At 68.4% G+C, this 21,932-nt stretch carries 19 protein-coding genes and 1 tRNA gene; 12 read left to right on the forward strand and 8 right to left on the reverse strand.

Annotation, left to right across the window (positions count from 1 at the left end):
* Positions 1-310: 310 nt before the first annotated feature.
* Together RLN94_RS18745 and RLN94_RS18750 are read left to right on the forward strand one after the other, a co-directional pair.
* Complete coding sequence (locus tag RLN94_RS18745; protein ID WP_350127833.1) at positions 311-520, forward strand: DUF4287 domain-containing protein; 210 nt, start codon at positions 311-313, stop codon at positions 518-520.
* Positions 521-910 (forward strand): cupin domain-containing protein, encoded by a 390-nt coding sequence (locus RLN94_RS18750; RefSeq protein ID WP_350127836.1) that lies wholly within the window; start codon positions 521-523, stop codon positions 908-910. It abuts the gene before it with no gap.
* 80 nt (positions 911-990) lie between these two features.
* On the opposite strand, the gene mbfA is transcribed toward RLN94_RS18750, so the two are convergent.
* A complete protein-coding gene (gene mbfA / locus RLN94_RS18755) occupies positions 991-1,968 on the reverse strand; it encodes an iron exporter MbfA (protein ID WP_350127839.1) in 978 nt (325 codons plus the stop codon).
* Between the two features lie 134 nt (positions 1,969-2,102).
* Here mbfA and RLN94_RS18760 point away from each other — a divergent pair, with 134 nt between their 5' ends.
* From RLN94_RS18760 to RLN94_RS18775, 4 genes are all read left to right on the forward strand, one after another.
* The gene (locus RLN94_RS18760; protein WP_350127841.1) at positions 2,103-4,160 is read left to right on the forward strand and encodes a hydantoinase/oxoprolinase family protein; all 2,058 of its coding nucleotides are present in this window, start codon (positions 2,103-2,105) and stop codon (positions 4,158-4,160) included.
* A 157-nt stretch (positions 4,161-4,317) separates the two neighbouring features.
* Positions 4,318-6,051 carry a hydantoinase B/oxoprolinase family protein gene (locus RLN94_RS18765; RefSeq protein WP_350127844.1) on the forward strand — a complete coding sequence of 578 codons (1,734 nt, stop codon included), beginning with the start codon at positions 4,318-4,320 and terminating at the stop codon, positions 6,049-6,051.
* Positions 6,052-6,130: 79 nt separating this feature from the next.
* Positions 6,131-7,315, forward strand: a complete 1,185-nt coding sequence (locus RLN94_RS18770) for a DUF2793 domain-containing protein (RefSeq protein ID WP_350127847.1) — start codon at positions 6,131-6,133, stop codon at positions 7,313-7,315.
* 150 nt (positions 7,316-7,465) lie between these two features.
* Positions 7,466-10,462, forward strand: a complete 2,997-nt coding sequence (locus tag RLN94_RS18775; protein ID WP_350127850.1) for a calcium-binding protein — start codon at positions 7,466-7,468, stop codon at positions 10,460-10,462.
* A gap of 10 nt (positions 10,463-10,472) precedes the next feature.
* Here the strand turns inward: RLN94_RS18775 and glmM are convergent, their stop codons facing one another.
* The gene (glmM, locus tag RLN94_RS18780; protein ID WP_350127917.1) at positions 10,473-11,813 is read right to left on the reverse strand and encodes a phosphoglucosamine mutase; all 1,341 of its coding nucleotides are present in this window, start codon (positions 11,811-11,813) and stop codon (positions 10,473-10,475) included.
* A 223-nt stretch (positions 11,814-12,036) separates the two neighbouring features.
* Here glmM and smpB point away from each other — a divergent pair, with 223 nt between their 5' ends.
* A complete protein-coding gene (gene smpB, locus RLN94_RS18785; protein WP_350127854.1) occupies positions 12,037-12,513 on the forward strand; it encodes an SsrA-binding protein SmpB in 477 nt (158 codons plus the stop codon).
* Between the two features lie 67 nt (positions 12,514-12,580).
* Here smpB and RLN94_RS18790 read toward each other — a convergent pair whose 3' ends face one another.
* The gene (locus tag RLN94_RS18790) at positions 12,581-13,147 is read right to left on the reverse strand and encodes a helix-turn-helix domain-containing protein (protein WP_350127857.1); all 567 of its coding nucleotides are present in this window, start codon (positions 13,145-13,147) and stop codon (positions 12,581-12,583) included.
* A 71-nt stretch (positions 13,148-13,218) separates the two neighbouring features.
* On the opposite strand from RLN94_RS18790, the gene RLN94_RS18795 reads away from it, so the two are divergent.
* Positions 13,219-14,214, forward strand: a complete 996-nt coding sequence (locus RLN94_RS18795; RefSeq protein WP_350127860.1) for an MFS transporter — start codon at positions 13,219-13,221, stop codon at positions 14,212-14,214.
* 161 nt (positions 14,215-14,375) lie between these two features.
* On the opposite strand, the gene RLN94_RS18800 is transcribed toward RLN94_RS18795, so the two are convergent.
* Together RLN94_RS18800 and RLN94_RS18805 are read right to left on the reverse strand one after the other, a co-directional pair.
* A complete protein-coding gene (locus RLN94_RS18800) occupies positions 14,376-15,026 on the reverse strand; it encodes a GntR family transcriptional regulator (protein WP_350127863.1) in 651 nt (216 codons plus the stop codon).
* A gap of 31 nt (positions 15,027-15,057) precedes the next feature.
* Complete coding sequence (locus RLN94_RS18805; RefSeq protein WP_350127866.1) at positions 15,058-15,750, reverse strand: M48 family metallopeptidase; 693 nt, start codon at positions 15,748-15,750, stop codon at positions 15,058-15,060.
* Positions 15,751-15,867: 117 nt separating this feature from the next.
* Here RLN94_RS18805 and RLN94_RS18810 point away from each other — a divergent pair, with 117 nt between their 5' ends.
* Both RLN94_RS18810 and RLN94_RS18815 read left to right on the forward strand, forming a co-directional pair.
* Positions 15,868-16,197, forward strand: coding sequence for a TIGR02300 family protein (locus tag RLN94_RS18810; RefSeq protein WP_350127869.1), 330 nt, complete (start codon positions 15,868-15,870; stop codon positions 16,195-16,197).
* 89 nt (positions 16,198-16,286) lie between these two features.
* Positions 16,287-16,362: transfer RNA gene (locus tag RLN94_RS18815), tRNA-Ala, on the forward strand.
* Between the two features lie 38 nt (positions 16,363-16,400).
* Here the strand turns inward: RLN94_RS18815 and RLN94_RS18820 are convergent.
* Positions 16,401-17,567, reverse strand: a complete 1,167-nt coding sequence (locus tag RLN94_RS18820) for an MFS transporter (protein WP_350127872.1) — start codon at positions 17,565-17,567, stop codon at positions 16,401-16,403.
* A gap of 90 nt (positions 17,568-17,657) precedes the next feature.
* Here RLN94_RS18820 and RLN94_RS18825 point away from each other — a divergent pair, with 90 nt between their 5' ends.
* Positions 17,658-18,989 (forward strand): aminotransferase-like domain-containing protein, encoded by a 1,332-nt coding sequence (locus RLN94_RS18825; RefSeq protein WP_350127875.1) that lies wholly within the window; start codon positions 17,658-17,660, stop codon positions 18,987-18,989.
* Between the two features lie 68 nt (positions 18,990-19,057).
* On the opposite strand, the gene RLN94_RS18830 is transcribed toward RLN94_RS18825, so the two are convergent.
* Positions 19,058-19,993 carry a helix-turn-helix transcriptional regulator gene (locus tag RLN94_RS18830; protein ID WP_350127878.1) on the reverse strand — a complete coding sequence of 312 codons (936 nt, stop codon included), beginning with the start codon at positions 19,991-19,993 and terminating at the stop codon, positions 19,058-19,060.
* Positions 19,994-20,092: 99 nt separating this feature from the next.
* Here RLN94_RS18830 and RLN94_RS18835 point away from each other — a divergent pair, with 99 nt between their 5' ends.
* Positions 20,093-20,851, forward strand: coding sequence for an SDR family oxidoreductase (locus RLN94_RS18835; protein ID WP_350127881.1), 759 nt, complete (start codon positions 20,093-20,095; stop codon positions 20,849-20,851).
* An 82-nt stretch (positions 20,852-20,933) separates the two neighbouring features.
* On the opposite strand, the gene RLN94_RS18840 is transcribed toward RLN94_RS18835, so the two are convergent.
* Positions 20,934-21,896, reverse strand: coding sequence for an acetyl-CoA carboxylase carboxyltransferase subunit alpha (locus tag RLN94_RS18840; protein ID WP_350127884.1), 963 nt, complete (start codon positions 21,894-21,896; stop codon positions 20,934-20,936).
* Positions 21,897-21,932: the final 36 nt, after the last annotated feature.

Here is a 21,932-nt window from a genome sequence, read left to right on the forward strand (position 1 = left end):
TTAGCACGCCTCACGGGCGGCGCAAACGGGAATGACCGGCCACGCCGCCCCGCCGCGCGATTAAGGGGGCAGCGCGTCGCCCTGCCCCCTTCGGCCGGCGCACTGGGATGTCGCGCCGGGCCTGCCCTTATACGGTCGTCCGCACCCCTGCATCGACCGCGCCACCAGCTTGGACCGGCAATGGTTAACAAACCATTGCCACCCGCCCGCGCCCGACAGCCGGAAGAAAAGAAATCGCACTGGCCGGACCGCAAAACCGGTATAGCTGGCCGCAACCGGGCAGGTCGCCCGGCGATGAAAGGCAGAGACAATGACCGACAAGATCAAGGGCCCCGCCTCCTACTTCCCGTCCATCGAGGCCAAGTACGGCCGCCCCATCGCGGAATGGAAGGACCTGATCCGCGCCCAGCCCGGCAAGAAGCACATGGAACTGGTCACTTGGCTGAAGCAGGAGCACGGGATGGGCCACGGCCACGCCAACGCGCTTGTCGCCGACACCCTGCGCGAAGCTGCCGCCTAGATGGCCCGCCGGGATTACGACCCCGCCACCGCCCCGCCCGATGACCGGCCTGCCGCGAAGGCGCGGGCGTTCGATCCGTCCGGGGAGGGCCCGTGGCGCGGCGCGCTGGCCGGCGAACGCATCGGCTCGGCCAACACCATCCTCGCATACGGAACCGACACGATCGGCGAAGGCCCGCGACTACACGTCCATCCCTATGACGAAACCTTCGTGGTGATCACCGGACACGCCCGCTTTTTCGTCGGCGACGAGGTGATCGACGCCGCCGCCGGCGACGTTCTGCTCGCCCCCGCCGGTCAGCCCCACAGGTTCGAGAACGCCGGCCCCGGCCGCCTCCAGACCATAGACATCCACCACTCCCCCCGCTGGATCCAGACGGACCTCGACTAGCGCCCGGCCCGGCTTCTTCTGGCCGAAAATATCCTCGGGGGTGAACTGGCCGCAGGCCAGGAGGGGGCAGACAGCCCCCTCTACCCGCTCCCGATCAGCACCCCGGCCGCGAACACAAGCGCGCCGCCCAGCACCACCTGGAACGCCGCCCGGAAGAACGGCGTCTCCATGTAGCGGTTCTGGATCCACGCGATCGCCCACAGCTCCACGAACACCACGGCAATGGCGAGGATCGTCGCCGTCCAGAAGTCGGGGATCAGGTAGGGCAGCGCGTGCCCCAGCCCGCCCACCGTGGTCATCACCCCGCTGGCGATGCCGCGCTTCACCGGGCTGCCCCGCCCCGACAGTTCGCCATCATCGCTGGCGGCCTCGGTGAAGCCCATGGAAATCCCCGCCCCCACGCTGGCGGCCAGCCCGACAAGGAAGGTCGTCCACGTATCCTGCGTGGCAAAGGCCGTGGCAAAGATCGGCGCCAGGGTCGAGACCGACCCGTCCATCAGCCCGGCCAGCCCGGGCTGCACCCATGTCAGCACGAACTGCCGCCGCGCGGTGCGCGATTCGGCGGCGCGGGTGTCGTCGTCGAGATGTTCCTGCTCAAGCTCGCCGGCCCGGTCCTGGTGCCCCGCCTCTGCCGCGGCAAGATCCCCTAACAGCTTGCGCGTGTCCGCATCCGTCGTGTTCGCCGCCGCCTTGAGGTAGAACGCTTCCGCCTCCCGCTCCATCGCCTCGGCCTCTTCGCGGATCCGCTCGATCCCGAGGTTCTCCACCAGCCACACCGGCCGCCGCGCGTAATACCCCGCCACGTGCTCCCGTCGGATGAGCGGGATCACCTCGCCGAACCGCTTGCGATGCAGCTCGATCAGCGCCTTGCGGTGGCCGTCCTCCTCTTCCGCCATCCCGTCGAACACGCGGGCCGTATCGGGGTAATCGGCCCGCAGCATCTCGGCATAGGAGCGGTAGATGCGCCCGTCATCCTCTTCCGAGGATATGGCGAGGGCGAGGATTTCCTGTTCGCTCAGCTCCGAGAACCGGCGGCGGGAGGACATTCCGGGAATCATGGGGCGACCTTTCGAATTAGAACAATTCTAAACTATACGGCACGCCCGCAGGATCAAGCCCCGACACCCGCCGCGTTGACTTTTCCCCAAGCCTCGACAACGCTCCCATCCGACAGGCACAGGGGTAGCGGCAGATGGCACAAGAACGGTCCGGGCTGGTGGCGGGCATCGACGTGGGCGGCACGTTCACCGACCTGTTGCAGCTCGACCAGACGACCGGCGCCGTGCGCATCGCCAAGGTGCCCAGCACCCCCGACAATCAGGCCTTCGGCGTGATGGACGCGCTCACCGCCGCCGAATGCGACCTCGCCGCGCTCGACCTGATCGTCCACGGCACCACGACCACCACCAACGCCGTCCTCGAACGCAAGCTCAGCCGCACCGGCCTCATCACCACGCAAGGCTTCCGCGACGTGCTCGAACTCGGCCGCCGCACCCGGCCGCAGGCCTATGGCATGACCGGCCAGTTCACCCCCCTCATCCCCCGCGACCTGCGCCTCGAAGTGCCCGAACGCACCGATGCGTCCGGCGCCGTCGTCACCCCTCTCGACGAGGACGCTGTGCGCACCGCCGCCCAGGCCCTCCTCGACGCCGGGTGCGAGGCTGTGGTCGTCCATTTCCTCCATTCCTACGCCAACCCCGCCCATGAGCAGCGCGCCGGCGCCGTGCTGGCCGAGATCTGGCCCAACAGCCACATCACCCTCGGCCATGCCATCCTGCAGGAATCCCGCGAATTCGAACGGGGCGTCACGGCGGCGGTCAACGCCAGCGTCCAGCCCATCCTCGACCGCTACCTCCGCCGCCTGACCGAAAGCCTCGCCGAGGGCGGGTACGACCGCGACGTTCTGGTGATGAACGGCAACGGCGGCATGGTCTCTTCCCGTTTCGTGGCGCGCGAGGCGGCAAAGACCGTCATGTCCGGCCCCGCCTCGGGCGTGATGGCCGCCGCCTATACCGGCCGCATCGCCGGTATGCCCGACCTGCTGACCTATGACATGGGCGGCACCTCGACCGACGTGGCGCTGGTGCGCGGCGCCGAACCCGCCGTCTCGAACGAGATCGAGATCGAATACGCCATGCCGATCCACGTGCCCATGGTCGACGTGCGCACCGTGGGCGCCGGCGGCGGCTCCATCGCCCGCGTGAACGCCGCCGGCCTCCTCGAAGTCGGCCCCCAAAGCGCCGGCGCCGACCCCGGCCCGATCTGCTACGGCCGCGGCGGAACCGAGCCCACCATCTCCGACGCCAACCTCCTCCTCGGCCGGCTCGATCCGGCCCGGCTGGCGGTCAAGGGCGGCGTCACCCTCCAAACCGTCGAAGACATCTTTGCCGAACGCCTGGGCCGACCCCTCGGCCTCACCGCCCACGAAGCCGCGCAAGCCGTCGTCCAGCTCGCAAACACCACCATGGCAGGCGCCATCCGCATGGTCTCCCTCTCCCTCGGTGCCGACCCGCGCGACTTCGCCCTCTTCGCCTTCGGCGGCGCCGGCCCGCTCCATGCCGCGGCGCTGGCCCGCGAACTGGGCGTCCCCCGCGTCCTCGTGCCCAGCCGCCCCGGCATCACCAACGCCATCGGCTGTGTCGTCGCCGACCTCCGCCACGACTTCGTGCAGACCCTCAACACCCCCGTCGACGCCTTGGCCGAGACCCAGCTCGCCGACATCTTCGCCGCCCAGACCGCCGAGGGCGAACGCCTCATCGCCAAGGAGCGCGTCGAGATCCGCGGCCTGCGCCACCTTTACAGCGTCGACATGCAATTCGTTGGCCAGACCCACCTCCTCCGCGTCGAACTGGAAACCCCCGAGATCGACAACGCCGCCCTCCGCGAGCTCTTCGAGATCGCCTATTTCCGCCGCTTCCGCGTCGAGCTCTCGGAAATCCGCGCCAACGTGGTCAACGCGAACTGCTCGGTCATCGGCGCCCGCGTGCCCCTCGACCTCTCCACCCTGATCGACCCGTCGGGCCGCAAACCCACCCTCGCCGACGCGCAGACCGGCACCCGCCCCGTCCGCTTCGGCGCCGACATCCACGACACCCCCATCTACTGGCGCGACCACCTCCCGCTCGACGTCTCCCTCGACGGCCCGGCGATCATCCAGCAAATGGACACGACCCTCCTCATCGAACCCGGCGACCGGGCGACAGGCGACCCGCACGGCAACATCATCCTTCACGTGGGGGCGCCAACATGACCCCAACACACCCCCGCCCCGGCCCGGAGCCGGCGCAGGAAAAGAGGTCCCGGGTCAAGCCCGGGACGGGAGATGCGCCCTGTCCGATACAAGGCAATACCCGCCCCGCCCCCCGAGCCGGGGCCTCGCACCACGAAACAAACCCGGGACGAGTCGCATGATCGACCCCATCACCCTCTCCGTCATCCAGGCCGGCTTGCAACAGGTCTGCGACGAGATGGATCTCAGCTTCTCCCGCGCCGCCTTCTCCCCCGTCATCGCCGAGGCCAACGACCGCTCCGACGGCATCTACGACGCCGCCGACGGCGCCCTCATCGCCCAGGGCGCGGGCGGCCTGCCGGTTTTCGTCGGCACCATGCAATATTCCACCCGCACCCTCATCCAGATGATCCGCGAGGGCCGCGCCGGCCAGCCCGAGCCGGGCGATATCTACATCGTCAACGACCCCTATCTCGGCGGCACCCATCTGATGGATGTGCGCTTCGCCCGCCCCTATTACCGCGATGGCCAGCTCTGGTGCTGGCTCTCAAACACCGGCCACTGGCCCGACACCGGCGGCGCGGTGCCCGGCGGCTTCTCCGCCTCCGCCACGGCGGTGGAACAGGAGGGCCTGCGCCTCCCCCCGGTGAAGCTCTTCAAGAAGGGCAAGCTCGACGCCGAGATCTACGCCATCATCTGCTCCAACATCCGCGTCGCCGACCAGCGCATCGGCGACGTCAAGGCCCAGGCCGCCGCGCTGGACCTCGGCGCCGCCCGGCTCGACGCGCTGCTCGACCGCTACGGCGACGCCACCGTCTCCCAAGCCATCGCCGAACTCCGAAAACGCGCCGCCGCCCAGATGCGCAGCTTCATCGCCGACATCCCCGAGGGCACGCACCAATCCACCGCCTGGGTCGACAGCGACGGCGTGGTGAATGAACCCCTCGCCATCCGCTTGGCCGTCACCCGCCAAAACGACCATCTCATCTTCGACTTCACCGGCTCCAGCGCCCCCTGCGCCGGGCCGATGAACTCCGTCCGCGCCACCACGCTCTCCTCCGTCTACCTCGCCATGCGCCACATCTTCCCCGAGGTCCCGATCAGCGCCGGCGCCTTCGAGCCCTTCACCATCACCGGCATCGAGGGCACTTTCCTCGACGCACAGTATCCCCGCCCCGTCTCCGGCTGCGCAGCAGAGGTCTCCCAACGCATCGCCGAAGCCGTCTTCGCCGCCCTTGTCAACGCCCTCCCCGACCGCGTCACCGCCGCCCCCGCCGGCACATCGGGCAACTTCGCCCTCGGCGGCCACGACCCCGCGAAGGGCCGCGACTTCGTCATGTACCAGCTCTCCGGCGGCGGCTATGGCGGCTATGCGGGCGGCGACGGCATCACCAACGGCTGCTCCACCATCGGCATTTCCAAGGCGCCCCCGGTGGAGATCATGGAACAGGCCTTCCCCGTCCTCTACCACCGCTACGCCCTGCGCGAAGGCTCTGGCGGGGCGGGGCAGATGCGCGGCGGCTTCGGCCTCGATTACGAACTCGAACTCCGCCGCGGCAGCGCCAAGGCCAGCTTCGTGATGGATCACGGCCGCTTCGGGCCGCAAGGCGTTCTCGGCGGCGCAGATGGCGCCCCCAACGAGGTCACAGTCTGGCGCGACGGCACGGCCTACATCCCCGAACACCTCTCCAAGGAACAGGACATCCCCCTCGCCCCCGGCGACCGCGTCCGCGTAAAAACCCCCGGCGGCGGCGGCTACGGCGATCCGCTGACACGCGATCCCGCGCTGGTGGCACGGGACGTGGCGCTTGGTCGCTATACTGCCGAACAGGCCGAAACCCTCTTCGGCGTCGTCCTCTCACCCACCGGCGAGGTCGACACCATCGCAACCACCTCCAGACGCGGCCCCTGACCCGCGCAACGCACGGTCCTCTCAATACCCGTTAACGCACCGTACCCTAGACCGCCGGCTTCTTAACCAAGGAGCCGATATGTCCGACATCACCGCGCGCCTCGACCTGCCGCTGATCCAGCCGTCCCAGGCGCAGAAACACGTCACCCATAACGAGGCGCTTCAGGTGCTCGACGGCCTCGTTCAGGCGGCGCTGGAAGAGACCGGCGCCAACACCCCGCCCTTCGAGCCGGTCACCGGCACGCTCTATGCCATCGGCCCCAGCCCGACCGACGACTGGGCCGGAGAGCCGAACAAGCTGGCCCTCCGCATCACCGAGGCCTGGCTCTTCATCGACCCCCAGCTTGGCTGGCGCGCCTGGGACAAGTCCACCGAACAGTTCAAGGTCTTCGACGGCACCGGCTGGGCCGAGATCACGCCCGACCTCGACAACCTCGACGGCATCGGCATCAACACCGCCTCCGACGGCACCAACCGCCTCGCCGTCGCCTCCGCCGCCACGCTCCTCACCCACGAGGGCGCGGGCCATCAGCTCAAGGTCAACAAATCCGCCGATACCGACACCGCCTCGCTGCTCTTCCAGTCGAACTGGACCGGTCACGCCGAGATGGGCCTCGCCGGCGACACCGCCTTTTCCGTCAAGGTCAGCGACGACGGGACGACATGGTATAACGCCTTGAAGGCCGCGGGTAATAGCGGCAACGTCGCCATCGGCGCCCAGCCGACCAGCGATAGCAAGTTGCGCGTCGTCATCGACCAGAGCGGCCCCTGGAACACTGCCTTCGAACGCTACGTCAACAGCGGCGGGTCGCATAACTTCCTCTTCCGCAAGGCGCGCGGAACCGAAGCCAGCCCGGTCGCCGTGCAAAGCGGCGACGCGCTGATGTCGATCACCTCGTCCGGGCATGACGGCTCGGATTTCGCGGCGGTGGGCGTGCTCCGCTTCGACGCCGAAACGGTGACCGGCACCGATATTTCCGGCCGTATGGAAATCGTTCTGGCCGACACCTCGGGCAACCTTCAGGCCCGCGCGGCGATCGACGAGGCCGGCAACATGGGCATCGGCACGACAACGCCCTCCACCACGCTCGACGTGAACGGACCGGCCCGGGTGAAAGGCTATACCGTCGCCGGCGCACCTCTGGCGGCCGACGCCGGGCCCGGCGCCATCATACTTGTGAACGACGAAGCCGGCGGCGCCGTGCTGGCCTTTTCCGACGGCACCGACTGGAGACGGGTGACCGACCGCGCCGTGATCTCGTAAGTCACCCGCCGAGTTTCCGGAAATCCGTAAAAATTGCCCGGCCCGTCGAATTAATTTCGACGGGTTATCCACCGTTTCGCCCCAATCTCATCCCGCTCCCATTCCGTATCGCCGCGCATCACTCTCGGTGGTGGAAAAGGGGTGAGCAGAATGGAACTGCAACTACGGGGAAAGGTCTCGGCCGGGCAGGTCGCACTGGATACGGCGATCAGCGATCTTCAATACGTCAACGGCCCGAACGGCCCTGTTCTGGTCTCGGTCTCGGGGCCCGAGGGGGGGCTTGCCACGTTCCGCCTTCGCGAAGACCTGCTGCCCCGCCGCGGCGACCAGGCCCACTACAATACCGGCCAGGTCAGCGGCGCCGGGCATGACCTGCTGGTAACCGACACCGGCGGCGCCATCCGGCTCTACGCCACAGGGTTCAGCCAGGATGGCATCCTGCGCTACACCCTGGGCACCGGCGGCGACATCGGCGGCCGGGCGGTCCTGCGCGGCGCCGATATCGGCGCGGCCCCGGCGGTCGCGGCGATCACCGAGGGGGGCGACATCCTGCTCGCCGATCCGGGGCAGTCGGGCTTCTCGGTTCATGCCATGGGCGCCTCCGATCTCGGGCAGGGCTACACCGTCGCCGACACCTCCTCGCCCCATGCCGATGCCATCGCCGCCGCGGCCACCACGCGCCTGGGCGGCACCGATATCGTCGTCGTCGCCAGCCAATCGGAATACGGCGTCACCGCCTACACGCTCGGCGCCAACTCGGCCCGCGCCGGCGACAGCGTCGGCCCGGCCCAGGGCCTCGGCATCATGGTGCCCACCGACATCGCCATCGCCACCACCGCCCAGGGCAGCTTCGTGATCGTCGCCTCCGAACCCTCACGCGGGGAATCCGGCGCGCTCAGCGTCATGCGGCTCGACGCGCAGGGTGGCCTGACCCCCACCGACCACGTGCTCGACACCCGCGACTCGCGCTTCGGCAACGTTCAGAAAGTGGCCACCCTTACCCATGAGGGGCACACCTACGTCGCGGCCGCCGGCGGCGACGGCGGCGTCACGCTCTTCGAGATGACCCCCGATGGCCGGCTCGTCCATATCGACAGCTTCGAAGGCACGCTCCAGGCCCCGCTCGGCGACGTGACCGCGCTCGAAATCGCCGTCGTCGGCGACGAGCTGCAGGTCTTCGCAGCCACCGAGGAAGACGCCGGCATCGCCGTGCTCCGCGCCGACCTGTCGCAACAGGGCACCGTCCTCGTCGCCGACAACGGCAACGATACCCTCACCGGCACCGGGCGCGACGACACCCTGCTCGACGGCACGGGCACCGACAGGCTGGAAGGGCGCGGCGGCGCCGACCTCTACGTGCTGACGCCCGACGGCCAGACCGACACGATCATCGGCTTCGACCCGGCCCACGACATCCTCGACCTCTCGGGCCTGCCCTTCCTTTACGACACCTCGCGGCTCGAGATCGTCAGCACCTCGAACGGCGCCCGCATCACCCATCGCGGCGAGATCATCGTCCTGCGCAGCGCCAACGGCCAGCCGCTCGACCCCGAAGCGGTGCGCGCCGCGATCGAGGTGAAGATCAACCGCAGTTTCTCCGCTCCCACCCTAGACCTCGAGGGCACCGACGGGGCCGACATGCTGCGCGGCGACTGCGGCGCCGACACGCTCGAGGGCGGCCACGGCAACGACACGCTCGAAGGGCAGGACGGCGCCGATTCCCTGATCGGCGGGCGCGGCGATGACAGCATCATGGGCATGGGCGGAAGCGACAACCTCCGGGGTGGTCGCGGCCGCGACCGGCTCTATGGCGGCGTCGGCGACGATACCATTCAGGGCGGCAGCGACGATGACCGCCTCGTCGGCCAAATCGGGAATGACCGGATGTACGGCCAGGGGGACAACGACACACTCTTCGGTGACTTGGGCAACGACACACTGTTCGGCGAACAGGGCGCCGACAGGCTCGAGGGCGGCCGCGATGATGACAGGCTGTACGGGGGCGACGACAAGGACACGCTGTTCGGCGGAAGTGGAAACGATACCCTGGACGGCGGCGGACACCATGACGCGCTCGAGGGCGGCAGCGGGCGTGACCTGGCGCACGGCGGCATGGGCCATGATACGATCAGTGGCGAAGTCGGCAACGACACGCTACTCGGCGAAGACGGGAACGACCATCTCCACGGCGGCGCGGGACACGATCATGTGACCGGCAGTACCGGCCATGACTCGCTCTGGGGGGACGACGGACGCGATACCCTCGACGGCGGCTATGGCAACGACTCCATCTTCGGCGGCGCGGACGACGACAGCCTTGTCGGCGACGCCGGCAACGACAGGCTGCGGGGTCAGGACGGAAACGACACCCTTCGGGCCGATAACGGCGACGACTTTCTGACGGGAGACTTGGGCGACGACTGGCTTGGGGGCGGCGAGGGAAAGGATTCCCTCCATGGAGGGAAAGGCAATGACCTGCTCGAGGGCGGCTACCACGGCGACAGGCTCGACGGGTGGCACGGCAACGACACCCTGTCAGGCGGCCAGGGGCACGACAAAATTATCGGAGGGCGAGACCACGATCTGCTCGCCGGAGGGCGCGGTAACGACACCATGACCGGCGACCACGGTCGCGACACACTAAACGGCGGCAGCGGCAACGATGTCATGAACGGTGGCACATGGTCAGACGTGCTTCACGGCGGCACTGGTCATGACATCATGAACGGCGACGAGGGCCACGACCGGCTCAGAGGCAACAGAGGTAACGATCAGATCGACGGTGCCAGTGGCCGCGATACCGTTTCCGGCGGGTATGGGAATGACCGGATCAATGGTGGCGCGGATTCCGACCACATGAACGGCGACATCGGCGACGACACCCTGACCGGCGGGACGGGCGCCGATACCTTCGTCTTCCGGCCGGGGGGCGACGCAGACGTCATCACCGATTTCAACTGGCGCGAAGACCGCTTGCAACTCGACAGCGACTGGCGAGACCCCGGCATGAGCAAATCCGCCTTCGTCAACGCCTATGCCCGCGACACCCCCGACGGCATCGTGCTGGACATGGGCAACGGCGATACCATCCTGCTCGAGGACTTCCACAACATGAACCGGCTCGACGATGCGCTGATCTTCGGCTGACCCGCGCGCGTCAGCTCGCCGCCTGCACCGCGTCGACCACGCTGCTGAGCACGTCGTCCAGAAGCCCCGGCTCCACCGACTCGGCCATCACCCGGATCAGCGGCTCGGTCCCCGACTTGCGGATCAGGAGCCGCCCGTCATTGCCCAGCCGCGTCTCGGCCCTGGCAATCGCCTCCTGCACGGCCTCGGCCGACAGCGGCTGCGCCCCCTGCTTGTAGCGCACGTTCACCAGCTTCTGCGGCACCGGCTCGAACACCCGGGAAAGCTCGCTCGCCGGCTTGCCGGTCTCGACCATGCAGCCCAGGAACTGCAGCGCCCCGATCAGCCCGTCGCCGGTGGTGGCATAATCGGTCATCACGATATGCCCCGACTGCTCGCCGCCCAGCGTGTAGCCCCCGGCGCGCATCTCCTCGACCACGTAACGGTCGCCCACCGCGGTCCGCTTCAGGTCGATGCCCCTGGCATTGAGATGCCGCTCGAGGCCAAGGTTCGACATCACCGTCGCCACCAGCGTGTTGCCCGCCAGCCGCCCGTCCTCGGCCCAGCGCGTGGCGATCAGCGCCATGATCTGGTCGCCGTCGGCCACCTGTCCCTTTTCATCCACCAGCACCACCCGGTCGGCATCGCCGTCAAGGCAGATGCCGATATCCGCCCGCGTCTCCAGCACCTTCTGCGCCGCAGCCTCCGGATGGGTCGAACCGCAGCCATCGTTGATGTTGTAGCCGTTCGGGTCCACCCCGATCGGGATCACCTCGGCACCCAGCTCCCACAAGACGCTCGGCGCGGTGCGATAGGCGGCACCGTTGGCGCAATCCACCACCACCCGCAAACCGTCCAGCCGCTTGCGATAGGGGAAGGTCGTCTTGGCATATTCCACGTAGCGCCCACGCGCGTCCTCGAACCGCTTCGCCCGGCCGATATTGTCGGGCTTCGACAGCGGCACGCCATTCTGCATCATCTCCTCGATGCCCGCCTCGGCCTCGTCCGACAGCTTGAAACCGTCCGGTCCGAACAGCTTGATACCGTTGTCATGCGCCGGGTTGTGGCTGGCCGAGATCATCACCCCCACATCGGCCCGCAGCCCGTGGGTCAGGTAGCCGATCGCCGGCGTGGGCACCGGGCCCAGCAGGAAAACGTCCATCCCCGTCGAGGTGAACCCCGCCGTCAGCGCATACTCGATCATGTAGCCCGACCGACGCGTGTCCTTGCCGATCACCACCCGGTGCTCGTTCTGGTCCCGGCGAAAGAACCGGCCCGCCGCGGCGCCCAGCTGCAGCGCCATCTCGGCCGTCATCGGCCAGCTGTTGGCCTGCCCGCGCACGCCATCGGTTCCGAACAGCTTTTCCGACATGTCTTCCACTTCCTCGTCACGCGCCCGGCCTGTCGCGCCGGCGCTCATTTTTACCTCCATATCCCCTGGGCCGGGGCCTGTCCAATCACGGCTCGCGACAATCCTGTGGCATTTCCACCCCCATCCGGCCCCCGATCGGCGAACCCCCGCCTTTCCTCCCGGCCGCCCATGCCCTATATTCCACCCTTCCGGCATCAACCCGAGACGCCCCGAGGAACACCCGATGGCCAAACCGAAGGACAACCCGAACTACAAGGTGGTGGCCGAGAACCGGCGCGCCCGGTTCGACTATGCCATCGAGGACGACCTCGAATGCGGCATCATCCTCGAAGGCTCCGAGGTGAAATCCCTCCGCCAGGGCTCGTCGAACATCGCCGAAAGCTACGCCATCGTCGAGGATGGCGAGCTCTGGCTGGTGAACGGCTATATCGCGCCCTACGAACAGGCCAAGACCTTCCAGCATGACGAACGCCGCAAGCGCAAGCTGCTGGCCTCGAAGAAGGAACTGGCCCGCCTCTGGAACGAGACCCAGCGCAAGGGCATGACGTTGGTGCCGCTGGTGATGTATTTCAACCATCGCGGCATCGCCAAGCTCAAGATCGGCATCGCCAAGGGCAAGAAGAACCACGACAAGCGCGAAACCGCGGCCAAACGCGACTGGAACCGCCAGAAACAACGCCTGCTGAAAGAACACAGCTGAGGCAGGGCCCGATTTCTTGAAAAGAAATCGCCCCGAAATCTTTTAAAGATTTCGGCCCCTTACCGCCCTAAAGCGTCTCCACCAGCCGCGCATGGCTGCCATCCGACAGCCGGAACCGCGTCCACGCCATCGGCCCCTCGCGGATCTCCAGCAGCCGGCTCTTCCGCCCGCCCGTCCGGAACTCCAGCACCGGCGCCGCCACGTCGTACCAGCCCGACGCCTCCAGCCGGCCCTCCGCCGCCACGATTTCGGCGCTGGCGCATTCCCACAGCAGCGCCCCGTCAAGCTCCTCCGGCGGGCGCCGGAAACTCCGCGCCCGTGCGCCCGAGAAGGCCAGCAGCCGGTGGGTCAGGTCGCAGACAAGATGCACCGGTGCCGCGCTGTCCCGCACGAACTGCCCCAGCCGCCGGTCCGCCGCCCCGCTCAGCCGCGCCGCCAGAAGGTCGGCCAGCGCCCGCGCCTCCGCCGCGCCGGGCCGCTGCTCGCCCCGCTCCCAGCGCGAGATCTGCGGCTGCGACACGCCGAGCAGCTCCGCCGCATGGCTTTGCTTCACCCGGTGCAGCGCGCGCCACGTCCTGAGCCCGCGCCCCAAATCGCTCCGGCATCGCGGCGGCATGTCAGGGGTCTCGTCCATGCGGCAGGAATATCTTATGCCTCGCGCCCCCGGCAAGCGCCATCTATCGCGGCCTCACGGAGGTGCCCCCAATGCCGCTCGGACGACGTGAAACCTGGATCTACCTGACCGGCCTGCTGGCCGCGGCGCAGATGGGCAAGATGCCCCCGCTCATGCCGCTGATCTCGCCCGAACTCGGGCTTTCCCTGCTGGCCGGCGCCATCGTCATCTCGCTGATCGAACTGGGCGGGGCCCTCTTCGGTGCCCCCGCCGCCGGCATCGCCGCGCGCTGCGGCGAATGGCGCACCCTGTCGCTGGGCCTCGCCCTCCTGACCGCCGGCAGCCTGGGCGAGGCACTGGCCCCCACCGGCCCCTGGCTCACCGCCGCGCGCGTCGCAGAAAGCGCCGGCTACCTCGCGGTGATCGTCTCCGCCCCGGTGCTGATGGCGCGCGAGGCGCAACGCCTCTCCCCCGGCACGGCCCTCGTGGTCTGGAGCACGTTCTTCCCGGCCGGGCTCGGTCTCGGCACCGTCCTGTCGGGTGCGCTGGCCGCCCCGCTCGGCTGGCGCGGCGTGCTGCTGGCCTGGGCGCTGGCGGGGGCCGCCCTCTGGCTCTGCGCCCCGCGCCACGCAACCGCCGCCAGACCCACCGCCCCGATCACCGCCTTCCGCCCCTCGGGCGCCTCGCTCGTCCTCGCGGCGGGCTTCGGCGGCTTCACCTGTTTCCACGTGGGCATCCTTGCCCTGATGCCCGAGTTCCTGATCTCGCAGAAAGGCGCCACACCGGGGCTGGCCGGCCTCGTCACCGGGCTCGGCGGCTTCATCACCATCGCCGGCATCGCCCTGCCGCTCTGGCTCTCGCGCCGCGCCCCCCTGCGGCTCTCCCTGCCGCTGCTCACCCTCGGCCTGCTCCTGCCCGCATCCCTGCTCTTCGGCATTGTCCACCCGGCCACCTCCCTCGGCACCAGCGCCGCGCTCTTCCTCGCGTTCAACCTGCTCGCCGGCCTCTTCCCGCCGCTGGCCTTCGGCTCCATCCCCCGCTTCGCTGGCCCCGGCGGGCTCGGCCCCGCCAATGGCGCCCTGGCCTAGGCGGGCGCGGCCGGCTCCCTCCTCGGCCCCCCGGCCTACGCGGCGGTCGTCACCCACGGCGGCTGGCTGACCGCCGCCGGCTTCGGCCTCGCCCTGTCGATGATCCCGCTGCTGCTCCTGTCGGCGCTGGAGGCGCGCAGCCGGCCCCGCTGAGGCCGCGCTCAGGCCAGCAGCATCCGCAGCCCCTGCGTCACGTCCGACCGCACGGCAAGGCGCAGGCCCGGCTCGTCCCCCGCCTTGAGCGCCGCGATGATCAGCCGGTGATAATGCGGCGGATCCTTGCGCTGCAGCCGCCCGTAAAGCGCCCGCATCGTCGGGCCAAGCTGCAGCCAGACGGTTTCCGCCATCGCCAGCATCGCCGGCGCCTGCGCCCGCAGGTAAAGCGTCCGGTGAAACTCGAGGTTGCGGCGGATATAGCCCACCGCGTCATGCCGGGCGGTCATCTCGGTGATATGGCCGTTGATCGACTGCAGCCGGTCGATCAGCGCGATATGCGCCCGCGGCAGGGCGCGGCTGGCCAGCTCCACCTCGAGCAGGGCGCGCAGGGCGGCCAGCTCCTCGATCCGTTCGTTCCCGATCTCGGGCGTGGTCACCCGGCCCGAGCTCGAGACGGTCAGCGCCCCTTCGGCCGACAGGCGGCGGATGGCCTCGCGCGCCGGCGTCATCGACACCTCGTATTCCGCGGCCAGCCCGCGCAGGGTCAGCGCGTGGCCGGGCGGAAGCTCGCCATGCATGATCCGGGTGCGCAGCCCCCGGTAGACACGGTCATGGGCAGAGCTCGGGGCCGGCTCGGGACGGGGTGTGATCAACATGTCGGTATTTGTGATCACGCGCGCGCCCCCGTCAATCGCCAAAGCGGTAGCGGTGCAGCGACGCCCCGTTGTCGCGCAGCCAGCGACGGTAGGGCTCGTAGCCGGGCTTGAGCCGGCCGACCGTGTCCCAGAAGGCCCGCGAATGGTTCATCTCTGCCAGGTGCGCGACCTCGTGCGCAGCGACGTAGTCGAGCACGTCCTCGGGCGCGAGGATCAGCCGCCAAGAATACATCAGCCCGCCATCATGCGAACACGACCCCCAGCGCGACCGCGTGTCGCGCAGGGTCAGGCGGGCATAGGGCCGGCCCAGCGCCGTGGCGTACCGGTCCGAGGCCTCGGCCAGCCGGTCGCGCGCCTGCGCCTTGAGCCAGGCGCGCAGGCGGGCGGGCACCGCCTCGGGCGCGCCGGGCACGAGCAGGCTGTCGCCCTCGGCGCGAACGCTGCGTCCGCCGCCTGCCACGATTCGCACCGGCGACCCGGCAAAGGGCAGCTCCGCCCCCAGCCCCACCAGCACCTCGTCCGGCCGCCGGCTGAGCTGCTTGCGCAGCCAGCCGGCCTTTTCCTCGGCAAACTCCAGCGCCTTCCGCTCGGCCACGCCGCGCGGCAGGGTCAGCGTCACCCGCCCGTCAACGCCCGAGACGCGCAGCGAAATCCGCCGGGCCCGGGCCGAGCGGCGCAGAATCAGGGCAACCGGGGGGTTGCCGGGAAGAACGTGATGGCCCATATGCCCTCGACACAAGCTTTTCGCGCAGGCCGGTTCAAAGCCTTTGACACCTTACCGGACTTATGGCAGGTGGCGCGGATTGTCTGCAAGACCAGAGAGTTTCAAGAGGGATCACCCATGCCCAAGGAAGAATGGGGCGTAAAGCGCGTCTGCCCGACCACCGGCAAGCGGTTCTACGACCTGAACAAGAACCCGATCGTCAGCCCGTATACCGGCGAAGTGGTGGAACTGGAAACCGGCAAGAGCCGGTCGATCACCGCCGATGCGGAGGACGCGGAAACCAAGAAGATGAAATCCGGCAGCGAGGACGTGGATTCGAGCGTGCTGGACGATGATGACGATGTCGAAGTCGATCTGGGCGATGACGTGCTCGATGACGACGATGACGACGACAACGTTTCCCTCGACGACATCGCCGACGTGTCGGACGAAGACAACGAAAACTGATGGCGCAGGGGCGGGATTTTCCACTTGATCCCGCCCGGCGCTTTGCCTAGATAGCGGCAATTGCCGGACCCGACGGTCCGCACAGGTACGGGGCCTTAGCTCAGCTGGGAGAGCGCTTGCATGGCATGCAAGAGGTCAGGGGTTCGATCCCCCTAGGCTCCACCAAACCTCCCCCGAAGCGCTCGACACTACCCCCGGCGTCCTCACGCCGCTTCAAAAGTGACCGAAGCTGACAGGGACCTTCGCTTCCAGAGTGTCACGACGATCGCGGTGGCCAGAAGCTGAACGGTTGCAAAGACGATCAAGGCCGTCAGCAGCCCCAGCAGATCGGCCAGCGCTCCGCTGGCGATCACGGGCAGCGAGAACCCGGAATAGGCATAGACGAACAGACCCGCCGCTGCCCGCGCGCGGTCGTCCGCCGCACGCAGCGACACTTCGGCGAGCGAGGCGAGGTAGGTAAACCCGTAGCTCGCGGCACTCGTGATGCAGGTGCCCAGAAGAACGAGCCCCAGAAGGTTCAGCCAGACCCCGGCCAGCAGGACCAGAAACCCCAGCGGGATCAGGATGAAGCCGAGACCCAAAGCCCGAGTGTTGGTCATCCGGCGCGCCATCGGCTGACAGAGAAATCCGACGAAGATCGCCAGGAAAATGACAAGCCCCGTCCAGCCCCCAAGGTCGTTCGCGGCCAGTTCCAGCGGGACGACCGCTATCGTCATGCCGGTCGTGGACCATGCGAGGGCCATGGCCGCGCCGAACATCCATGTGCCGACCGGAAAGACCGGCAACCGCAACAGCGAGACAGGGCGCGGCGCATCCACCCGCGGCAACACGAGGGCGATCACGGCCAGGGTGGGCGCAATGACGAACAGAACGATGTAGCTGGCGGGCAAAAGCGTCGGCCCCTGCAAACCAAGGCTGATACCGGTTGCCAGAGCGCCGCCGCCAAAGCCGAGGGATGTGGCCGAGGTGACGATCAGGGCGGCTGTCCTGGCACGGTCCGCGCCGAGTATTTCCGTCATGTAGGCCGTGCCGGCAGTCGTCGCGAGGCCCGTTCCGATCCCCAGCAGGACGCGCGCAATCACAAGGCTTGTCCAGCCGGGCACCTGAACCAGCAGCGCCGTCGCCGCGGCACCGAGGATCAGGGCAAGGGCAACCGGACCCCGCCGGCCGATCCGGTCGGAAAGCCCCCCAAGCAACAACAGCGTTGGCATCAGCCCGCCGACATAGGCTGCGAAGGCAAGTGTCACCGCCGTGGCCCCGACATCGCTTTCCACGGCATAGGCATCATAGAGCGGGGCCTGAAGGTTCACGGCGAACGTGACGGTGAAAAGACCGAGCGCAAGCAGCCCGGCAGGGAGTGATCTAGGCATGTAACGGGCCTCGAAGGTTGACGTGAGACCGGGATGCCACGATGACATTATGCATGACAATTTTTATATTGTAATAGGTACAGTCGACCGATGACGAAGCCCCGCTACCTGCGCCTTGCTGACACCCTCTCCGCCGCCATCCGCGAAGGTCGGCTGGCACCGGGAACAAAGCTGCCGACACACCGCGCATTTGCGGAACAGTGTAATGTCGCCCTTGCGACGGCGACCCGCATCTACAAGGAGCTCGAGCGGCGGGGAGAGGTCATCGGCGAAGCCGGGCGCGGCACGTTCGTGCGCGATCCCGGCCTGCCGCCGACGCTCGGCGTTCACCAGACCGAGTCCGACGGCCTCGTCGACCTCGTGTTCAACATGCCCGGCGACGCCGGGGATGCCGAGATACTCCGGGCCGGATTGCGGCGACTGTCGTCCGCAGGCGACCTCGAGGCGATGTTGCGCTATCAGCCGCACGGAGGGCGCGCGCACGAACGCCGGATCATCGCGGAAAGTCTGACCCCCGCTCTCGGCACGGTCGCGCCGGACAACCTGTTGATCACGTCGGGCGGTCAGCATGGCCTCGCAACCATCGCCTTCGGCCTTTTCGACAGGGGCGAGGCCATCGCCACCGATACTTTGACCTACCCGGGCTTCAAGTCGGTCGCGGCGCTTCAGGGGCTGGACCTCTTCCCGGTGGAGGGGGCGGGCGGCGTCATGAACCCCGACGCCCTCGACCGCCAGTGCCGCGCGCGGCGGCTACGGGCGGTCTATCTCATGCCCACGGTCCACAATCCCCTTGGATCGGTGATGGACGGGGCCACGCGGGGGCGGATTGTCGAAGTCGCCCGAAAGCATGACCTTCTCATCATCGAGGACGCGGCCTACGCTTTCCTCGAACACGACCCGCCGCCAAGCTTCCTCGAACGCGCCCCGGAACGTACGATTCATGTCGGAAGCTTCTCCAAAAGCCTGGCGACAGGGCTGCGCCTTGGCTACCTCGTGGCGCCGCCGCGGCACATCCATAGGCTGCTCGAAGCGATCAGGGCAACGACATGGAACGCGCCCGCGCTGATCTCCGGGCTTGTCACGGGCTGGATCGAAGACGGCACACTGGCCGGGTCCGAAGACAGCCGAAGGCAAGACGGCGCGGAACGTCAGCGTCTCTGCCACGCGATCCTGGGTGATCTGACGCTCACCGCACACCCCAATGCCGGCTTTGCATGGGTCTGGCTCGAAAAGGGAAGGCGCGCCGAGCCGATTGTCGTGGCGCTGAAAGAGCGAGGGATTTCGGCATCCGGCGCCGAGCCATTCGCCACGACGACCGCGGTCCCCCAGGCCTTGCGCCTCGCCTTTGGCGGCATTCCAGGGGCAGAGCTGCGCGGGGTGTTCGAGACGGTTCGCCTGGCGATCGAAAACACCGTCGACTGATGCCATCTCGTGCAGAGGGCACCCCGGTCGCCTTTTCTTCAATTGCACCGCCCAAGCCCGATCCCCGCTCAGCCCGCACCGGCCTCGGCCGCGATTTCCGTCCCGGCCCCGGTCACCGCGCCCGCGTACGCCCCCGGAGGCAGGCCGGCATGCCGCGCGAAGGCCGCGCTGAAGGCGCTCGCAGAGCCATAGCCCACACGCTGCGCGATCTCGGCAATCGGCGCCTCCTTCCTGGCCAGCATGCCCTTGGCCAGCGCCATCCGCCACGTGGTCACATAGGCCATCGGCGCGATCCCCACCTTGCCGCGGAACCGCTCGTAGAAGCTGCTGCGCGACATGGCCGCCGCCCCGGCCAGCGCGGGCACCGAATGCGGCCGGGCCGGGTCGGCATGGATCTCCCGCAGGGCCACGCCAAGCTGCGGGTCGGCCAGCCCCCGGATCAGGCCGGGCGACGCCCCGGTATCCGCCGTGGCGCGCAGCGCCTCGATCAGCAGCACCTCCAGCAGCCGCACAAGCACCATGTCCCGGCCGGCGCGCCCCGCCCGCGTCTCGTCGTCGATCATCCTCATCAGCGTGGCCTGCCGGTCCGCCCCCCGCACATGCGCCACATCCGGCAGCAGCGCCACGAGCAGGTCCCGGTTCGGCGACGAAAACCCGCAATGCCCGACCAGCATGACCGTGTCGGCCGGCGCGTCCGGATCGCCCAGCCGGATGACACCGGGGCCCAGCTCCAGCGGCGCACGGGCCGCGCCGGCCCCCGGTGGCTCAAGGCTCGTACAGGCGAACCCGAACAGCTCGGGCACCAGCACGAACTCCCCCGCCGCCAGCCGCAGAGGCGCCCGGCCCGCCGGCCTCAGCACGCAAGACCCCTCGATCATCGCGCAATAGAGCGAACTGCCGCCCGCATCCCCCTCCACGATCCAGCACCCGCCGCCCGTCACCCGCTTGGAAATCGACGGGACAGGTTTCAGAAGGCTCACGACATCGGCGAGGGGATCCGGCATGATCCGGACATACGCTAAAGCATCCCGGACGTCCAGTAATGGAATGTCCGGGCCCGCCCCGCCATCTCCTGATCACCATAGCAACAGGAGACCAACACCATGCCAAAGATCCTCATCACCGGCTGCTCAACCGGATTCGGCCGCGCCATCGCCGAACACTTCCTGGCCCGGGGCTGGGATGTCGTCGCCACCATGCGCACCCCGCGTGAAGGCATCCTGCCCCCGCACGAGGCGCTGACCCTCCTGCCGCTCGACGTGACCGACCCCGATGACATCACCGCCGCGCTGTCCAGCGCCGGCCCGATCGACGCGCTGGTCAACAATGCCGGCGTCGGCCTTCTGAACGCGCTGGAAGGCGCGACCCCCGACAACATGCGCGCGGTCTTCGCCACCAATGTCTTCGGCCCCATCGCCCTGACCAGGGCCGTGATGCCGCAGTTCCGCGAACGCGGCGCCGGGGTGGTGGTGAACATCAGCTCCACCGTCACCCTGAAGCCGCTGCCGGCCCTGTCCGCCTACAGCGCAAGCAAGGCCGCGCTCAACGCCTTCACCGAAAGCTTCGCCATCGAGGCCGCGCTGTTCGGCGTGCGCGCCCGCCTCGTCCTGCCCGGCCTCGCCCCGTCGACCGCCTTCGCCCAGAACGCGGTCGCCCGGATGGGCCTGGACATCCCCGCCCCCTACGAGGCCTTCGTGACCGAAACGCTGGAGGGGCTGCAAACCGCAACCGAGGTGACAACGTCGGAAGACGTGGCTCAGGCCGTCTGGCAGGCCGTCACCGACCCTGATGCACCGATGAAGATCCCGGCCGGTACAGATGCGGAAAGCTGGTTCAACGAGGTTGGTCAGCCCGTGACCTGAACCTGACCGCCCCGCCGCCGCTCCGCCACGGGGCGGCGGCTTGCGCGTGACGGGCTGCGGTCACCCGACCCCGGCAATCCCCTCAGGCCGCCAGCCCCTTGCTGCCCATCGCCAGGAACTTGTCCCGCCGCGCCTTGACCAGCGCCTTGCGGTTCTTCTCCGACAACTCGCCCAGCATTCCCTCGATGGTCTCGCCCACCGCCTTGATCGTCTTCACCGGATCACGATGGGCCCCGCCCAGCGGCTCGGGAATGATCCGGTCGGTCACGCCCAGCTTGTGCAGGTCCTGCGCCGTCAGCCTCAACGCCTCGGCGGCCTCCCGCATCTTCTCGGAATCCTTCCACAGGATCGAGGCACAGCCCTCGGGGCTGATCACCGAATAAACCGAATGCTCCAGCATCGCCACGCGGTTCGCACTGGCAAACGCCACCGCCCCGCCGGAACCGCCCTCGCCGATGATCACGCTCACCAGCGGCACGCCGATCTGCAGGCAGGTTTCCGTCGCCCTTGCGATCGCCTCCGACTGGCCCCGCTCCTCGGCGCCCTTGCCGGGATAGGCGCCGGGCGTGTCCACCAGCGTGATCACCGGCAGGTTGAAGCGGTCCGCCATCTCCATCAGCCGGATCGCCTTGCGATAGCCCTCGGGCCGCGCCATGCCGAAATTCCGCTGGATCCGGCTCTTGGTGTCGTTGCCCTTCTCGTGCCCGATCACCATCACCGGCCGGTCGTTGAACCTTGCCAGCCCGCCCATCACCGCCTGGTCGTCGGCAAAGTTCCGGTCGCCCGCCAGCGGCGTGTATTCGTGGAACAACGCCTTGATGTAATCGCGGCAATGCGGCCGGTCGGGGTGCCGCGCCACCTGGCATTTCCGCCAGGGCGTCAGGCCCTTGTACAGGTCCTGAAGCATCGTGGCCGCCTTCTTGTCCAGCGCCCCCGCTTCTTCCGTGACATCCATATCCTCGTTCGCCCGCGCCATCGCCCGAAGCTCTTCGGCCTTGCCTTCGATCTCGGCCAGCGGCTTTTCGAAGTCGAGGTAATTGGTCATCCACGTCGCTCCCGTACTGTCGTGCCCGTATATGGC

Source organism: Roseovarius sp. (assembly GCF_040223625.1).
In the GTDB taxonomy this organism is placed as follows: domain Bacteria; phylum Pseudomonadota; class Alphaproteobacteria; order Rhodobacterales; family Rhodobacteraceae; genus Roseovarius.

Bases quoted from the DNA above. Each gene is read 5' to 3' on its own strand.
- RLN94_RS18750 (WP_350127836.1), top strand. From the start codon at position 521: ATGGCCCGCCGGGATTACGACCCCGCCACCGCCCCGCCCGATGACCGG.
- RLN94_RS18775 (WP_350127850.1), top strand. From the start codon at position 7,466: ATGGAACTGCAACTACGGGGAAAGGTCTCGGCCGGGCAGGTCGCACTG.
- RLN94_RS18745 (WP_350127833.1), top strand. From the start codon at position 311: ATGACCGACAAGATCAAGGGCCCCGCCTCCTACTTCCCGTCCATCGAG.
- RLN94_RS18830 (WP_350127878.1), bottom strand. From the start codon at position 19,993: ATGCCGGATCCCCTCGCCGATGTCGTGAGCCTTCTGAAACCTGTCCCG.
- RLN94_RS18840 (WP_350127884.1), bottom strand. From the start codon at position 21,896: ATGACCAATTACCTCGACTTCGAAAAGCCGCTGGCCGAGATCGAAGGC.
- RLN94_RS18820 (WP_350127872.1), bottom strand. From the start codon at position 17,567: ATGCCTAGATCACTCCCTGCCGGGCTGCTTGCGCTCGGTCTTTTCACC.
- RLN94_RS18795 (WP_350127860.1), top strand. From the start codon at position 13,219: ATGCCGCTCGGACGACGTGAAACCTGGATCTACCTGACCGGCCTGCTG.
- RLN94_RS18770 (WP_350127847.1), top strand. From the start codon at position 6,131: ATGTCCGACATCACCGCGCGCCTCGACCTGCCGCTGATCCAGCCGTCC.
- mbfA (WP_350127839.1), bottom strand. From the start codon at position 1,968: ATGATTCCCGGAATGTCCTCCCGCCGCCGGTTCTCGGAGCTGAGCGAA.
- smpB (WP_350127854.1), top strand. From the start codon at position 12,037: ATGGCCAAACCGAAGGACAACCCGAACTACAAGGTGGTGGCCGAGAAC.
- RLN94_RS18805 (WP_350127866.1), bottom strand. From the start codon at position 15,750: ATGGGCCATCACGTTCTTCCCGGCAACCCCCCGGTTGCCCTGATTCTG.
- RLN94_RS18765 (WP_350127844.1), top strand. From the start codon at position 4,318: ATGATCGACCCCATCACCCTCTCCGTCATCCAGGCCGGCTTGCAACAG.
- glmM (WP_350127917.1), bottom strand. From the start codon at position 11,813: ATGTCGGAAAAGCTGTTCGGAACCGATGGCGTGCGCGGGCAGGCCAAC.
- RLN94_RS18800 (WP_350127863.1), bottom strand. From the start codon at position 15,026: ATGTTGATCACACCCCGTCCCGAGCCGGCCCCGAGCTCTGCCCATGAC.
- RLN94_RS18835 (WP_350127881.1), top strand. From the start codon at position 20,093: ATGCCAAAGATCCTCATCACCGGCTGCTCAACCGGATTCGGCCGCGCC.
- RLN94_RS18810 (WP_350127869.1), top strand. From the start codon at position 15,868: ATGCCCAAGGAAGAATGGGGCGTAAAGCGCGTCTGCCCGACCACCGGC.
- RLN94_RS18825 (WP_350127875.1), top strand. From the start codon at position 17,658: ATGACGAAGCCCCGCTACCTGCGCCTTGCTGACACCCTCTCCGCCGCC.
- RLN94_RS18790 (WP_350127857.1), bottom strand. From the start codon at position 13,147: ATGGACGAGACCCCTGACATGCCGCCGCGATGCCGGAGCGATTTGGGG.
- RLN94_RS18760 (WP_350127841.1), top strand. From the start codon at position 2,103: ATGGCACAAGAACGGTCCGGGCTGGTGGCGGGCATCGACGTGGGCGGC.